The following is a 14,481-nucleotide window of genomic DNA, read 5'->3' as shown; positions in this document are numbered from 1 at the left end:
CATGAAAATACGGCATCCGGGTTGAAGCTCGGATGCCGTTTTTGCTGGATGGCGAGTGTTTATGTGGCTTCCAACGCTCGACTGTACTGGTTGACGATTTTTCAGCAACGTCCACATAGCTCTTCGCTACTGGCTGACGTCGCTTTCTTGTACCCACCGGAGTTCTACAGTGCTATCGTGTACTGAGTGAGGTACATCATGCCCGTGCGCAAGATCCCCAAGAACTACCGTAACGTCACCGGCATCGCCGCGCACCGCAAGGCGAACGGGCCGGCCATGTTCGAGTCCACACTGGAGCGTGACTTTATCACGTTGCTGGAATTCGACCCGGTTGTCGAAACCTTCGAGGTCCAACCGCTTACGCTCGAGTGGACCGATTCCGACGGCAAAATCCGCCGCTACACGCCCGACGCGCTCGCCACTTTCAAGCTACCTCATGGGCAGCAAAGCAAGACACTTTACGAGGTCAAGTACCGAGATGAACTGCGTAGGGATTGGCAAGAACTGCGTCCGAAGCTCCGCGCAGCCGTGCATTTCGCCCGCATCGAAGGCTGGCGTTTCAAGATCGTCACAGAGGTAGAGATCCGTTCCCAGTATCTCGACAACGCCAAGTTCCTGCTGCCGTTCGTTCGACAGGGGCCGGCAGAAGAAGCTCACATGGACCTACTCGACGATCAGCTGCGTCTGATCCGCCACGCCACGCCGGCAGAGCTGCTGTCCGCAGTGTTTCAGGACCAGTGGAATCAGGCGCGCCTGCTTCCCTCCCTTTGGTACTTGGTCGGAACAGGGCAGGTTGGCGTCGATCTTACCAAGAAGCTGACGATGACCAGTCCGATCTGGAGCCTTCATAAATGAGTACGCCCACCACTCTATTGCAGCTCCAACCAGGCACAGCGGTGGTCTATCAAAATCGACTCCATCGCATCACCCATGTGCTGGATCTCGACGAGGTGCTGCTGGCCGACGACGAAACCAACCAGGTCAGCCACGCCAAGGTGGGAGACTTGGAAGCGGTGGTCGGCAATTCGCAGCCGTCGGCACGGCCGGACTTATTGCAAGTGCTGGACAAGGATTGGGAGGAGGCAAAACGGCGTTACGAGATCATCCGCCCGCTGCTCGACAAAGCAGACCGCAGCCGGCAAGACGTCACCGACCGAGGCAAAGCTTTCGGCCACCATGCGAATACGCTCTACGAGTGGCTACGCCGCTACGAAGACAATCATTTACTGACCTCGCTGCTGCCTCGTACTCGGAGCGACAAGGGCGCCACCAAGCTCACGCCGGAAATCGAAGCGATCATCCAGGTGGTAGTAGAAAGCGAATACCTGACCAAGCAGCGAAAATCGCAGCAGAAAGTCTGCGACGAGGTGCGCAAGCGCTGTTTGAATGCCGGCATAGAACCGCCGCACGACAACACCGTACGTAACCGCCTGAAACTGCTGGCCGGCGAGTATGTTATGGCCAAGCGCAGAGGCCGCAAAGCAGCTGACCAAGCCTATTCGCCAATCGAAGGCAGCTTCCCTGGCGCGGATTGGCCGCTCGCCGTTGTGCAGATCGACCACACCCCGCTGGACATCATCCTGGTGGACGACATCGACCGTCGGCCAGTGGGCAAGCCATGGATCACCATGGCGATCGACGTATTCAGTCGAATGGCGGTCGGATTCTACGTATCGTTCGATCCGCCCGGCGCTCTATCGGCCGGCCAGTGTCTGGCCAATGCGATTCTTCCCAAGGAGGGCTGGCTGGCCAAGCATGGCGTCAAGGGGGAATGGCCCTGCTGGGGCATTCCGGCAAAGCTGCACATGGATAATGCCCGGGAGTTTCGCGGCAATATGCTGAAGCGGGCCTGCGACCAATACGGCATAGACATCGAATGGCGGCCAGTTGCTCGACCACATTTCGGTGGACACATCGAACGCCTGCTGGGCACTTTCGCCAATGAAATCCATACCCTACCGGGCACTACATTTTCCAATGTTCAGGAGCGAGGCGGTTATGACTCGGAGGGCAGGGCAGCGCTATCGCTCACCGAATTAGAAGAGTGGCTGGTGACCTTCATCGTCAACGTATATCACCAGCGCGTGCATTCCGGCCTCCGGATGCCGCCGATAGAGAAATACCGCCAGGGGATCTTCGGCACCAAGGACATGCCAGGCCGCGGCTTACCTGCGCGGATCACTGACGTGGATCGTTTGCGGCTCGATCTCATGCCGTACGAGGAGCGCACGGTCCAGGACTACGGTGTGGTGATCGACGAGATCCACTACTACCATGATGTGCTACGCCGCTGGATCAATGCCCCTGACCCGGTAGCGCCCAAGTACAAGCGCAAGTTCATGTTTCGCCGCGATCCGCGTGACATCAGCACGATCTGGTTCTACGACCCCGAGGTCGATCTCTACTACCCGATCCCCTACCGGGATACATCCCACCCTCCTATCAGCATCTGGGAAATGCGCGAGGCAAAGCGTCGAGCCGAGGCCGATGGACGACGACATGTCGATGAGCGTGCACTTTTCGCCGCCTATGACCGTATGCGGGAGATCGAACAAAACGCCCAAGCCAAAACGATGTCGGCGCGGCGCGCAACTCAGCGGCGCAAAGACCATCAGGAGGTGGTCCGTCAACCTACTCCGCCAGTGGCGCAAATGGTAGAGCACACCACGCCGCAGCCGCAAACTGTGCCGGCGATCCTGCCTTTTGATGAAATGGATGACTTGGCATGAGCCACTTGAACGACTCGACCCTCAAGCTGCTCGAGCTAAGCGATCCAGAACGGATAGAGAGGATCAGGGCGCCGCGTTGGATTGGCTATCCGCAGGCGAAAGCGATCCTGGCTAAGCTCGATGATCTGTTGACCTACCCGAAATCGCACCGCATGCCGAACCTGCTGGTGGTGGGTGACACCAACAACGGCAAGACCATGCTGGTACAGCGGTTCTGCTCCCAACACCCAGCCGACGACAACCCCTCCGGCGAAGGCATTCGAGTACCGGTGCTTTGCATGCAAGCGCCACCGGTTCCCGATGAAGGCCGCTTCTACAATGCCATCCTCGAACTGCTGTTTGCGCCGTATAAGCCGAATGACCGGGTGGATAAGAAGCAATTCCAGGTCATCAAGCTGCTGAAATACGTCGGACTGCGCATGCTGATCATCGATGAGATCCACCATGTTCTGGCCGGAAATCTGAACCGACAGCGCGCCTTCTTGAATGTGCTCAAATACTTGGGCAACGAGCTGCAAGTTCCGATCGTGGCCGTCGGCACCCGAGATGCCTTCCGCGCCCTGCAAACTGACCCACAGTTGGCCAACCGTTTCGAACCGGCGCTGCTGCCCCGCTGGGAATTCGATACCGACTTTCTCCGCCTGTTGGCCAGCTTCGAACGGATGCTGCCGCTTCGAGAGCCATCGGCTCTGCACAGCACTACCCTGGCCGCAAAGCTGTTTTCGATGAGCGAAGGCTACATCGGAGAGCTCTCACGGTTACTGGCCAATGCCGCCGAGCATGCAATCAAAACAGGGCGGGAGCAGATCGATGCACGCGCTCTCGACGGAGTCGGTTGGATATCACCATCTGATCGAAAGCGGCAAGCTCAACTGAGCAACTGACATGCTTTGGCCCGCTCATCCTCATCCATACAGAGATGAGTTGCTATCATCTTGGCTTGTCCGCGTGGCCCATGCGAATGGGCTGAAAGTGCAATCATTTTGTCGGCTGACATTTGGAAATGAACGGCAGGTGTGGAACCGAGACATCGATAGGCTTGCCCCCCTGTGGCTGATTGAGGCTATGGCAACAAGAACCGGGACGACAATTGAGCGCGTCTGGCAAACTACACTGATGGCCTACCGAGGCAAACTATTCGAGCAAGAGAAGGCATCCGGCCAACTAAAATGGATGCTTTCGCTTCAAATGTATCACCGCAAGCGACTTGGGCATGGCATGCAATTCTGTCCAATTTGCTTGAGCGAGGACGTAGAGCCCTACTTCCGCCGAGCATGGCGTGTCGCACTCTACACCTTCTGCCCCAAGCATAATTGCATGTTGCTAGATCGATGCCCACAGTGTGGGCAAGGCGTGGCCTATCACCGGATTGAACTGGGACACCCCCGAGAAATGAGCATGGAGCCGCTCTGTATCTGCTGGGCGTGCAGCTTTGATTATCGCCAATCGAAAATCGAACCAGTCCACAAATGGAACGGGCGTACTTTCCAGTCCTGGGAGAAAGTGTTACGCATAATCGATAGCGGAACGCCTTCATCTAGCAGGTTTGATTACGACATGCTGGCGGTGTTGCACCAAATGGCCAAGTTGCTATCTAGCAATGGCGCGAAACAAAAACTGGCGGAATATGTCACGACAAGGACTGGACTTGCTCATCCCAGAATGGTGACTGGAAAGCTATCAATCGAGAGCCGGGAGCTAATCGATCGACACTACATTATGGGCTTGGCTTGGTGGTTGATAGGGAGGTGGCCAAGCCGACTTTGGGTAGCCTGGACCCAACGCGCGCTTAAGTACAACTGGCTAATGCGTGACTTCAGCCACGCCCCATCATGGTATAGAAACGCTGCAGATAAACTGCACCAGCAATTAAGCTTGAAAAAAATAGGAACAAGGACACAAAAACGAAAGGGACCTTGATCCGCTATGACTATTTTTACTAGGCCGCCTCAATAATCGGACTCACCAAACCATCAGGGGCACGTAGCTGCGGAGAAAGCACCAACAGCTCATTTGCCTTCCGCTTAACTTGCGCATAATACACAAGGCTCTTTCGATAGACTGGAAGACCTGCATATAGCTCTTCGATCTGAGGTACATCATCATATGTCAGCATCCACGGACACCGTAGCTTACGAATTACAGCAGCAAGACTGGCGTGATCCGAAGGCGTATAGAAATTGATATACAACTCTTGACCCTTTGCAAAATAAGGTGGGTCAATATTTATAAGCGATCGCGGGGGAAGTTGTTCTGACCATTGAGTAATGCACTCGGCCGCATCAAGCCGAGTTAGTCGAACCACATCACGATGGCGTGCGATTCGTTGAATTTTCCGAACCAACTCATTGCGATTAAAACGGCAATCTAATTTATATGCACCCTCTTGAGATTTTCCGCCAATCACACCACCAAGCAAGATGCCTGAACGATTCGTTCTATTCATGAACAGTGTTGAAAACGCACGATCCAGCGTTGGTGCATTGCTATCCAAAAATACGCTACGCTGATGATGCCATTCATCTAGCGTTATTGGTGTTTCAGTAATTAGCTCACACAACGCCCCTGGCTGATTGAGTACAGCATCCCACAGGGCATAAACACAGGGATCAATATCGTTAAGCCATACCTCGCCTACCTGGCCTGACAGCAGCAGTCTCCAGGCGAGTCCAGCTCCTCCAGCGAATGGCTCTGCATACACGCCTTGCTGGAGGTCGTTTACACGTAGAAGATCGCTCACAAATGGCGTTAGTTGTGTCTTCCCGCCTGGGTATCTCAATGGGGATTCAGTCGTAGGCATGGCGGTACGATAGCAAAAATGACCCCGGCTGGCCAGACATTTTTACATACGAGAAAGCATTATTTTTAGAGCCTTCTCCCAGTTATCCCACGCCCCCACCAGGCTCTTTCGAGTTGCGACAAGGCTTGTGTGAACAGCAGTACCCAAGGTATGCAAGCTATGCGCCGAGTTTTCGTCAGACATTGCAACCCTCATCAATTTCAGATCGTTATCTGGCACGCCTTCTTTGCCCAGTTCCTCTACACAAACTTGCACCAATTTCTGATCTGCCATCTTTGACCTATGTACCCCTCGGTGCTTGGCATAGAGAACCAACACCCGCTCGATAAAGGCTCTCAGCAGATAATTTACTGCGAACTCATGATCATCGATTGGCGTGCTGCGAAATTCACCGCGCAAACGACGCAGTGACTTATCACTATGAGTGAAAGTAAAGTCCGTTGGCATGAGGTACATGCGATCATCCGGATGTTGTTTCCCACGTGGAGGTCTTGGTTGAGCGGGCTTGCCTGGATCAGGGGCGGGTGGTAAAGGATCCGGTTCAGGTTGCGGAGGAGTAATGCCAGGGTCAAGGGGTTCTGGCCCAGGATCTACACCATGAATTGGAGCGGGTTCGACTACGTCGGGAGATAGGTCATCCTGCCAACCAGGTTCAGGAGGCTGACTTGGAAATGGCAACAAGCTCCGAGGAGTGATCCCTCGCACGGCAAGCTCTCTGGCATATGCTTCTCGTTCCAACTTTCTAGACCGAGAATGAACACGTGGCACACCTCCGTCATGCACAGGAGCCGCGTCAGCAAGAAACTGACGTAGCGCGGCCTCTACTTCAGAAGCATCATGGGTATATAACAGCTCTCGATGGTTTCCAAGCCCAAGTGCGGCACGTACCAGTGGGCTACTAAGATATCGCGTGAGGGTAGTAATTGCCAGTTGCTCACGCATATCGGCATCTATCCAGCCGGATTTCTCCGCGTGGTCCAGCAGCGCCAATGCTAACTGATTGGGCGATTCTGTTTCAGCATACCGGGACTTTTGTGCAGCATCCCAAGTGCGAGTTCCCGCCCCTTCCTGAGCCCCCAAGTGACGCAAACCAATCCATGGGCGAGCAGCATTGCGATCTGTAAATACAACGACAGAAAACGAGGAGGGTACTTCAAACCTTTTTGACAAAGCTTCAAATGTAGCACGAACTTCTGGAGTAGGAGCTTTCTGCGGGTCATGCAACAGCTTGAGTGCACACGTTCGGCGATTTCCCTCCACGACGATGTAGTGACCAGGATTGTCGTCCATTTCAATCACTCCAGGGCGGTCAAGAGGACTCAACGTTCCTTTGGCAACAATATCCTTTGCAAGATTCAGAACCTGTTCGTCTTTGTAGAGCTGAGCGATGATCTCATCTTCATCTTCAAGTGGGTCATGTCTTGGGTTCTGGGTGTCAAGGTGAAGCCTGTTTAGAGAAACCTCGTCTTGATTCCTGAACCCTGGATTTACCATTTCCATATTCCTCTCGCTTAAATAACTTAAATAGCATGTATTATGTCAAAATTCACCCTACTACAACACAGCTACATTGGTTAGCAAAACAAAAAAGTAATTCTTAATTTGAAAATGTGCTTACTCTTGCCAAAATTGCCTGGGCATATGCGTCAACGGAAGGCCATGTGTGCTTGAAGGTGATAAGCTTGGCATTCCAGGGTAATGGCTTAGTGCTTCCCCAGCGACCTTCCTTTTTAGCCAACATTCTGAGCAGTAAGTGCAATTGCTCATCGCTCAGCCTGGCGCCTCCAGATAACGACACCATTGCGAGCTTAAACGATTCCTCTTCTCGCCACTGAAACTCAACTAAGCTGTACACGCAGCAATCATGCGTAATGTCTGCAATTACAACTGCACGTCTTTGCCGTGTTCCCGAATCCAAGTAACTCCACTGCCAAGCCCGGTGTGGTTTCGTCAGCGGGATGTGCATTGTGGCATCAGATCTGGGGCGAATCTTTGCTTGGTACCCAGGCAAACCATCCAGATGTCGCACCATCGCCTCGAAGTTTGCAAAACTCGCGGGCAACGCCTCTTGGCGCTCATGCTTAACCTCAATTGACGTTTGCGTCATGATACCACCAGAATAATTGCCATCGCTCGTGCCAAGTACATCAGAGGGGAGCTCGAGCGGGTGAGCACTCCCCGCGTTGAAATAGTGGCAAATATTCTTCTCGGGCTTCTCCAATTCCATATTCGCCAGCGCGCCAAACCGCCCTTCAGGTAGATCAATAACAGCCGACTGGATCTCCTTGGAGGCATCCTCATTGCTCTGCAATTCGCCATCGGTAACATCCTTCCCCGATTGCTGCTTGCGAGGATATGCAGGGGCCTTCAATTCATCCGGCTGATCATGCCCTTCCTCTGGGCGCAGGTTGCTGTTATCACGGTCGCAGGTAATAGCACTGAATGGAAATGGTCCCGTGCAGTGTTCCAACGCAAAAACGATGAAACGCCAGCGTTTCTCATCTGGCGACCTCATCGCTTTCATCCGCACCCGTAGGTTGGTTTCCCCGACAAAAGGAAACGCAGCTTCTGGATACAGGCGGGACTTACTCTGTACGGCTTGCTTGATCATCGAGTCATGCACTAGGACGGCACCATTGAACGCTTCATGGCTATTCAGTATGCGTCCAATAGTCCAGGCATCCGCATCGGCAAACTCCTTACGCAACTTGAGGATGCAGCGATTTTCCTGCTTGATGTAACCGCACTGAGTTGGATTCACGATTGAACCCAGTTCATGTCGAAAATCGCCAGCAAAAATGGCCTTGGCGAGATCTGTTGACGTGGCATAGTAAAAACGAATGACCTCGGCTGTCGGGATGATGATGCCGTATGGGTCTCCCTGCCATTCGATAGCCAAGCAGTTTGCAGCAAGCCCTGCGCCGATCTGGTGGTACTTTTTACGGACGAGTGGCTGCCCGCCTACTAGAGCGTCCGATTTTACCAAGAGGGCCGTCTTAGGCGAGATGACGAGATTTTCGAAGACCTTGGTTTTGCCGGCACTTTCGATCAAGCAATGCCGGTTTTGCCAAAGCGAACCGATGGTAATGAGGGGAAGCTGACCAATGCCGATGCTGATTGAGCTACGTTCTTCGTGATTGACGGAGTTGCTGGCAGCGTAATCGATGGCGCCATCCACCACCGGGCTGATGATGAGTTGGATTTTAGGTTCGGAGGGAATCTGAGGATTGCGCTCTACACCGCCAAACCAATCTACCCTCCAGATGCGGCCGTCGTCTGGAAACTCCTTGATCTTTGGAATTGCCTTTCGCACACCCGCCCTCCTCAGTAGCATTTAGCGATGTAGAGTACAAATTAGCGTTGTTTAGTCGCCATTAGCGTTGGACGTGTCAGTTTACACGCCAGCCTCATGCGCCTGCACGTCGGCGTGGTAGCTGGAGCGCACCATCGCGCCTACCGCGGCGTGGACGAAGCCCATTTCGTAGGCTTTTTCCTCGAACATCTTGAACACATCCGGGTGCACGTAGCGCAGCACCGGCAGGTGGCCGTCCGACGGCTGCAGATACTGGCCTATGGTCAGCATGTCCACGTCGTGAGCGCGCAGATCGCGCATCACTTCCAGGATTTCCTCGTCGGTCTCGCCCAGGCCCACCATCAGGCCGGACTTGGTGCGCACGTCCGGGTTCTTCGCCTTGTAGTCTTTCAGCAACTGCAGCGAGTGGGCGTAGTCGGCGCCGGGGCGGGCTTGCTTGTACAGGCGCGGCACGGTTTCCAGGTTATGGTTCATCACGTCCGGCGCGGTGCCGCTGAGGATGTCGATGGCGATGTCCAGGCGGCCGCGGAAGTCGGGCACCAGGGTTTCGATCTGGGTACCCGGCGAGGCGGCGCGCACCGCGTTGATGCAGTCGGCGAAGTGCTGGGCGCCGCCGTCGCGCAGGTCATCGCGGTCCACCGAGGTGACCACCACGTACTTCAGCCGCATCGCCGCCACGCTCTCGGCCAGATGCTTGGGCTCGTTCTCGTCCAGCGGGTTGGGGCGGCCGTGGCCGACGTCGCAGAACGGGCAGCGGCGGGTGCAGATGTCGCCCATGATCATGAAGGTGGCGGTGCCCTTGCTGAAGCATTCGCCGATATTGGGGCAGGAGGCTTCTTCGCACACGGTGTGCAGCTTCTGATCGCGCAGGATCTGCTTGATTTCGTGGAAGCGCTGGCTGTTGGGCAGCTTGGCGCGGATCCACTCCGGCTTTCTCAGCTTTTCGTCCAGCGGCACGATCTTGATCGGGATGCGGGCGGTCTTGGCCGCGCCCTTGTGCTTCACCCCGGCCTGGTTGTCCGGCTTCATGCGGTCTCCTTGCTTGTGCTCAGGTGGCGTTCCAGGTGCGGCAGCAGCTTGTCGGCGGCTTCGGCGACCGTGAGGTTCACGCCCAGATTCTTCAATTGTGTCACCTTGAGGTTGGCGTAGCCGCAAGGGTTGATCCAGCCAAACGGGCTCAGGTCCATGTCCACGTTCAGGCTCAGGCCGTGGTAGGTGGCGCCGTTCTTGATGCGCAGGCCCAGCGAGGCGATCTTGGCGCCGTCGACATAGACGCCGGGCGCGTCGACATCGCCGTTGGCGGCGATGCCCTGTTCGGCCAACATGTCGATGATGGCCTGCTCGATGTGGCGCACTAGTTCGCGCACGCCGATGCGCATGCGCTTGAAATCAATCAGCAGGTAGATCACCAGTTGGCCGGGACCGTGGTAGGTGATCTGGCCGCCGCGGTCGGTCTTCACCACCGGGATGTCGTTTTGCTGCAGCAGGTGTTCCGGCTTGCCGGCCAGTCCCTGGGTGAACACCGGCGGGTGTTCGACCACCCACAGTTCGTCCCGGGTGTCGTCGTCGCGCTGGTCGGTGAGCGCCTGCATGGCGCGCCAGGTCGGCTCGTAGTCGGCCAGGCCCAAATGTTTGATGATGCGTTGCACCTGAGCTCCCGGGTCAGAGGACCATTTTCACCATGGGGTGGCCGGTCAGCGACAGGTAGATGTTGTCCAGCTGTTGGCGCGAGGTGGCGGTGACGGTGACGGTCAGCGCGTAGAAGCGGCCGCCGGAGCTTTCGCGCAGCACAATGTCGACCTCGGCGAGGTCGGGGGCGTTGATGCGCACCACTTCGGTGATGGTGGCGACGAATTCGTCGTGCCGCTCGCCCATGATCTTGAGCGGGAAGCGACAGGGGAACTCCATCAGTTCCTGTTTTTCATCAGACATGTCAGATCTACTCTTGCCAATTGCGAAACCGGCGGCGCCGCAGCCAGGCCGGGGCGCCGCCAAAACCGCTGCCGCGGTTACTTCCAGCCCAGCATCAGCTTCAGGCTGTCCCACAGGCGGCTGAAGAAGTTGCCTTCCTCCACCGCTTTCAATGCTACCACCGGACGCTCCAAGAGCGGCTTGCCGTCGAGCGAAACCGTCAGCTTGCCGACCACCTGGCCGGCCTTGATCGGCGCGATCAAGGGCTGCATGGTGGTCAGGTCGGCCTTCAGCTTGGCGGCCTGGCCCTTGGCCACGGTGGCGTAAACATCGCTGCCGAAGCCTACCGCCACCATCTTGTCGCTGCCCTTGTAGACGGCCACGTCGGAGACGCGGGTGTTCGCTGCATAAAGTTTGGGCGTGTCGAAGAATTGCAAGCCGTAGTTCAACAGCTTGGAGCTTTCCACCGCGCGGGCTTCCGGGCTGGCGGTGCCGACGACGACGGAGATCACGCGGCGGCCGTCGCGGTGGCTGGACGTTACCATATTGTAGCCGGCGCTGTCGGTGTAGCCGGTCTTCATGCCGTCGACGTTGGGGTCGCGGTACAACAGCAGGTTGCGGTTAGGCTGCTTGATGTTGTTGTAGGTGAACGACTTCATCGAGTAGATCGGATAGAACTCGGGGTAGTCGCGGATCAACGCGGCGGCGAGGATGCCCAGGTCGTGCACGGTGGTGTAGTGGTCGGCGTGCGGCAGGCCGGTGGCGTTCCTGAACTGGGTGTTCTTCATGCCGAGCTTCTGCGCCTGCTGGGTCATCATCTGCGCGAATACGTCTTCGCTGCCGGCGATGGCTTCGGCCAGCGTCACGCAAGCGTCGTTGCCGGACTGCACGATCATGCCGCGGATCAGGTCCTCCACCTTGGCCGGGACTTTCGGATCCAGGAACATCCGCGAGCCTTCGGTTTTCCAGCCTTTTTGCGATACGGTCAGCGTCTGCTCCAGCGTCAGATGCTTTTCCTTCAGCGCCTTGAAGGTCAGATAGGCGGTCATCAGCTTGGTCAGCGAGGCCGGCTCGACGCGGGAGTCGGGGTCGCGTTCGGCTAGCACCTGGGTGCTGTTGTAGTCCAGCAGGTAGTAGGCCTTGCCGGCGATGTCCGGCGCCGGCGGGGTGAAGGCGGTATTGGCAAAGCCAAGGGACGGCAGCGCCAGGGCGGCGGCCACCAGGGCAGTGGTGAGTTTTTTCATTTTGGAGAGGACTTGCTTAGGGGTCACAAACAGTAGCCGCTGATTATACACGCTGTGGCCACCACCGTTGCCGGAAAAACCCGAACCGGCGTTGATATTGCAATGCAGCAGACAGTGCGCGGCGGGCCTCCCGTTCGTTTGGAGTTCCTGATACTCTGACAGTTCAAATACAAGAAACTACAGGGACGAAGGCATCGCTATGAGCAATACGCAAGACTATCTGGAACGCATCCTGACATCGAGGGTTTACGACGTCGCGGTGGAGACGCCGCTGGAGCTGGCGCCGAATCTGTCGCGGCGCTACGGCAACAAGATACTGCTCAAGCGCGAAGACCTGCAGCCGGTGTTCTCGTTCAAGCTGCGCGGCGCCTACAACAAGATGGCCAAGCTGAGCGCCGAGCAGCGCGCGCGCGGCGTCATCACCGCCAGCGCCGGCAACCATGCGCAGGGGGTGGCGCTGTCAGCCAGCAAGCTGGGCTGTGAAGCGGTGATCGTGATGCCGGTGACCACGCCGCAGATCAAGATCGACGCGGTGAAGCAGCGCGGCGGCCAGGTGGTGTTGTCGGGCGATTCCTTCAATGAGGCCTATCTGCACGCGGTGAAGCTGGCGGAAGAGAGCGGCCGCACCTATATCCCGCCGTTCGACGATCCGGACGTGATCGCCGGCCAGGGCACGGTGGGCATGGAGATCCTGCGCCAGCATCCGGACGACCTGGACGCGGTATTCGTCGCCATCGGCGGCGGCGGCCTGGCTGCCGGCGTGGCCAGCTTCATCAAGCGGCTGAAGCCGGAGGTGAAGGTGATCGGCGTGCAGCCGGTGGACTCCGACGCGATGCGCCAGTCGATAGAGAAGGGCGAGCGGGTGGAGCTGAAAGACGTCGGCCTGTTCGCCGACGGCGTGGCGGTCAAGCTGGTGGGGGAGGAAACCTTCCGCATCTGCCGCGAATTGTTGGATGAGATCATCCTGGTCGATTCCGACGCCATCTGCGCGGCGATCAAGGATATTTTCGAGGACACCCGCTCCATCGTCGAGCCTGCCGGCGCGCTGGCGGTGGCCGGCGCCAAGGCATACATCGAGCGCGAAGGCTGCGCCGGGCAGTCGCTGGTGGCGATCTCCTGCGGCGCCAACATGAATTTCGACCGCCTGCGCCACGTGTCGGAGCGTTCCGAACTGGGCGAACGGCGCGAGGCCATCATCGCCGTCACCATCCCGGAAAAGCCGGGCAGCTTCAAGCGCTTCTGTTCGGTGATCGGCGGCCGCAACATCACCGAGTTCAACTACCGCTTCGCCGACCCCAGCGTCGCCCACGTGTTCGTCGGCGTGCAGATCGCCGGCAAGGAAGATGTGGAGCGCTTGTTGACGGACTTGCGCGCGGCGGAGTTGGACGGCATCGACCTGACCGATAACGAATTGGCCAAGCTGCACATCCGCCATCTGGTGGGCGGTCATGCGCCGCAGCTGAAAGACGAGCGGGTGCTGCGCTTTGAATTTCCCGACCGCCCCGGCGCGTTGATGCGTTTTCTGGAGGCGATGCGCACAGACTGGAACATCAGTCTGTTCCACTACCGCAACCACGGCGCCGACTATGGCCGGGTGCTGGTCGGCATCCAGGTGCCCCCGGGCGACGCGCAGGCCTTCCAGCAGTTTCTGGAAACGCTGGGATACCCTTATATAGAGGAAACCGATAATCCGGCCTATCGGCTGTTTCTTGGCAAGACCATCCGTTGATGGTGCAATGTCGGCCTTATTTCCAATCTGGTGAAGCAGGAATCATGATCAAGGCAGTATTGTTCGATTTGGACGGCACGCTGGCGGATACCGCCCGCGACCTGGGCGCGGCGCTGAATCGCCTGCTGAAGGAAGAGGGCCTGCCGCCGCAGCCATACGAGGCGATCCGGCCGATGGCCAGCCATGGCGCGCGCGGCCTGGTGCGGCTGGGCTTCGGTGCCGGACTCGATGCCGAGCGGATGGAGTCGCTGCGGGTGCGCTTCATGGATCTGTACGACGCCAACCTCGCCGAGGAGACGACGCTGTTCGACGGCGTCAACGAGCTGATCGCCGAATTGGACAAGCGCGGCCTGGCCTGGGGCATCATCACCAACAAGTCGATGCGCTTCACCGACCGCCTGGTGCCGTGGCTGCCGTTCGCCATTCCGCCAGCTGTCATCGTCAGCGGCGATACCGTGGGCGTGGCAAAGCCCGACCCGCGTCCGATGCTGCACGCCACCGAACAGATCGGCATCGCGCCCGAGCATTGCATGTATGTCGGCGATGCCGAGCGCGACATCCAGGCGGGCCGCAATGTCGGCATGAAGACGGTGCTGGTCAACTGGGGCTATTTCTCGGCGGACGACAAGCCGGAGCAGTGGGGGGCGGATGCCGATATCGATCACCCGCTGCAGCTGCTTGATCATCTATAAGGCCTGATGAGAGGGGTTGAAGCAGGCCGGCGGGTGCGCCGGCCTGTTTGTTTTCGGGGTTTC

The 14,481-nt window shown here is 57.5% G+C and carries 13 protein-coding genes; 6 read left to right on the top strand and 7 right to left on the bottom strand.

Features of this window, described 5'->3' with window-relative positions; genetic code table 11:
• The first annotated feature begins 198 nt into the window (after window positions 1–198).
• The 4 genes from MY55_RS00055 to MY55_RS24555 are packed head-to-tail and all read left to right on the top strand — an operon-like array spanning window position 199 to window position 4,649.
• Window positions 199–855: a heteromeric transposase endonuclease subunit TnsA gene (locus MY55_RS00055; protein WP_046157801.1), complete on the top strand. Its 657-nt coding sequence runs from the start codon at window positions 199–201 to the stop codon at window positions 853–855.
• A complete protein-coding gene (locus MY55_RS00050) occupies window positions 852–2,729 on the top strand; it encodes a Mu transposase C-terminal domain-containing protein (RefSeq protein ID WP_065201812.1) in 1,878 nt (625 codons plus the stop codon). Before MY55_RS00055 ends, MY55_RS00050 begins: the two co-directional genes overlap by 4 nt.
• Window positions 2,726–3,613 carry a TniB family NTP-binding protein gene (locus MY55_RS00045; protein WP_046157799.1) on the top strand — a complete coding sequence of 296 codons (888 nt, stop codon included), beginning with the start codon at window positions 2,726–2,728 and terminating at the stop codon, window positions 3,611–3,613. Before MY55_RS00050 ends, MY55_RS00045 begins: the two co-directional genes overlap by 4 nt.
• A gap of 1 nt (window position 3,614) precedes the next feature.
• Window positions 3,615–4,649: a TniQ family protein gene (locus MY55_RS24555; RefSeq protein ID WP_081284591.1), complete on the top strand. Its 1,035-nt coding sequence runs from the start codon at window positions 3,615–3,617 to the stop codon at window positions 4,647–4,649.
• 19 nt (window positions 4,650–4,668) lie between these two features.
• On the opposite strand, the gene MY55_RS22385 is transcribed toward MY55_RS24555, so the two are convergent.
• The 7 genes from MY55_RS22385 to MY55_RS00015 form a co-directional block, all read right to left on the bottom strand.
• Complete coding sequence (locus MY55_RS22385; protein WP_081284590.1) at window positions 4,669–5,529, bottom strand: DNA adenine methylase; 861 nt, start codon at window positions 5,527–5,529, stop codon at window positions 4,669–4,671.
• A gap of 42 nt (window positions 5,530–5,571) precedes the next feature.
• Window positions 5,572–7,029: a hypothetical protein gene (locus MY55_RS23205; RefSeq protein WP_157889245.1), complete on the bottom strand. Its 1,458-nt coding sequence runs from the start codon at window positions 7,027–7,029 to the stop codon at window positions 5,572–5,574.
• A 97-nt stretch (window positions 7,030–7,126) separates the two neighbouring features.
• Window positions 7,127–8,842 (bottom strand): hypothetical protein, encoded by a 1,716-nt coding sequence (locus MY55_RS00035; protein ID WP_065201899.1) that lies wholly within the window; start codon window positions 8,840–8,842, stop codon window positions 7,127–7,129.
• Between the two features lie 81 nt (window positions 8,843–8,923).
• Window positions 8,924–9,871, bottom strand: a complete 948-nt coding sequence (lipA, locus tag MY55_RS00030; protein WP_043579243.1) for a lipoyl synthase — start codon at window positions 9,869–9,871, stop codon at window positions 8,924–8,926.
• Window positions 9,868–10,491 (bottom strand): lipoyl(octanoyl) transferase LipB, encoded by a 624-nt coding sequence (gene lipB, locus MY55_RS00025; protein ID WP_043579244.1) that lies wholly within the window; start codon window positions 10,489–10,491, stop codon window positions 9,868–9,870. The genes lipA and lipB overlap by 4 nt, the downstream gene beginning before the upstream one ends.
• A 13-nt stretch (window positions 10,492–10,504) precedes the next feature.
• Window positions 10,505–10,774 (bottom strand): YbeD family protein, encoded by a 270-nt coding sequence (locus tag MY55_RS00020; protein WP_043579269.1) that lies wholly within the window; start codon window positions 10,772–10,774, stop codon window positions 10,505–10,507.
• Window positions 10,775–10,851: 77 nt separating this feature from the next.
• On the bottom strand, window positions 10,852–11,997 hold the full coding sequence (locus tag MY55_RS00015) for a D-alanyl-D-alanine carboxypeptidase family protein (protein WP_047244537.1): 1,146 nt from the start codon (window positions 11,995–11,997) through the stop codon (window positions 10,852–10,854).
• Window positions 11,998–12,196: 199 nt separating this feature from the next.
• Between MY55_RS00015 and ilvA the strand changes: the two genes are divergently transcribed.
• Both ilvA and MY55_RS00005 read left to right on the top strand, forming a co-directional pair.
• On the top strand, window positions 12,197–13,726 hold the full coding sequence (gene ilvA / locus MY55_RS00010) for a threonine ammonia-lyase, biosynthetic (RefSeq protein ID WP_047244536.1): 1,530 nt from the start codon (window positions 12,197–12,199) through the stop codon (window positions 13,724–13,726).
• A 44-nt stretch (window positions 13,727–13,770) separates the two neighbouring features.
• A complete protein-coding gene (locus tag MY55_RS00005) occupies window positions 13,771–14,418 on the top strand; it encodes an HAD family hydrolase (protein WP_065201811.1) in 648 nt (215 codons plus the stop codon).
• Window positions 14,419–14,481: the final 63 nt, after the last annotated feature.

Origin of the sequence: Chromobacterium subtsugae, assembly GCF_001676875.1 — a bacterium.
Classification (GTDB): Bacteria; Pseudomonadota; Gammaproteobacteria; order Burkholderiales; family Chromobacteriaceae; genus Chromobacterium; species Chromobacterium subtsugae.
Note: the sequence above shows the minus strand (reverse complement) of the source record. Positions and strands in the feature narration are given on the sequence as shown.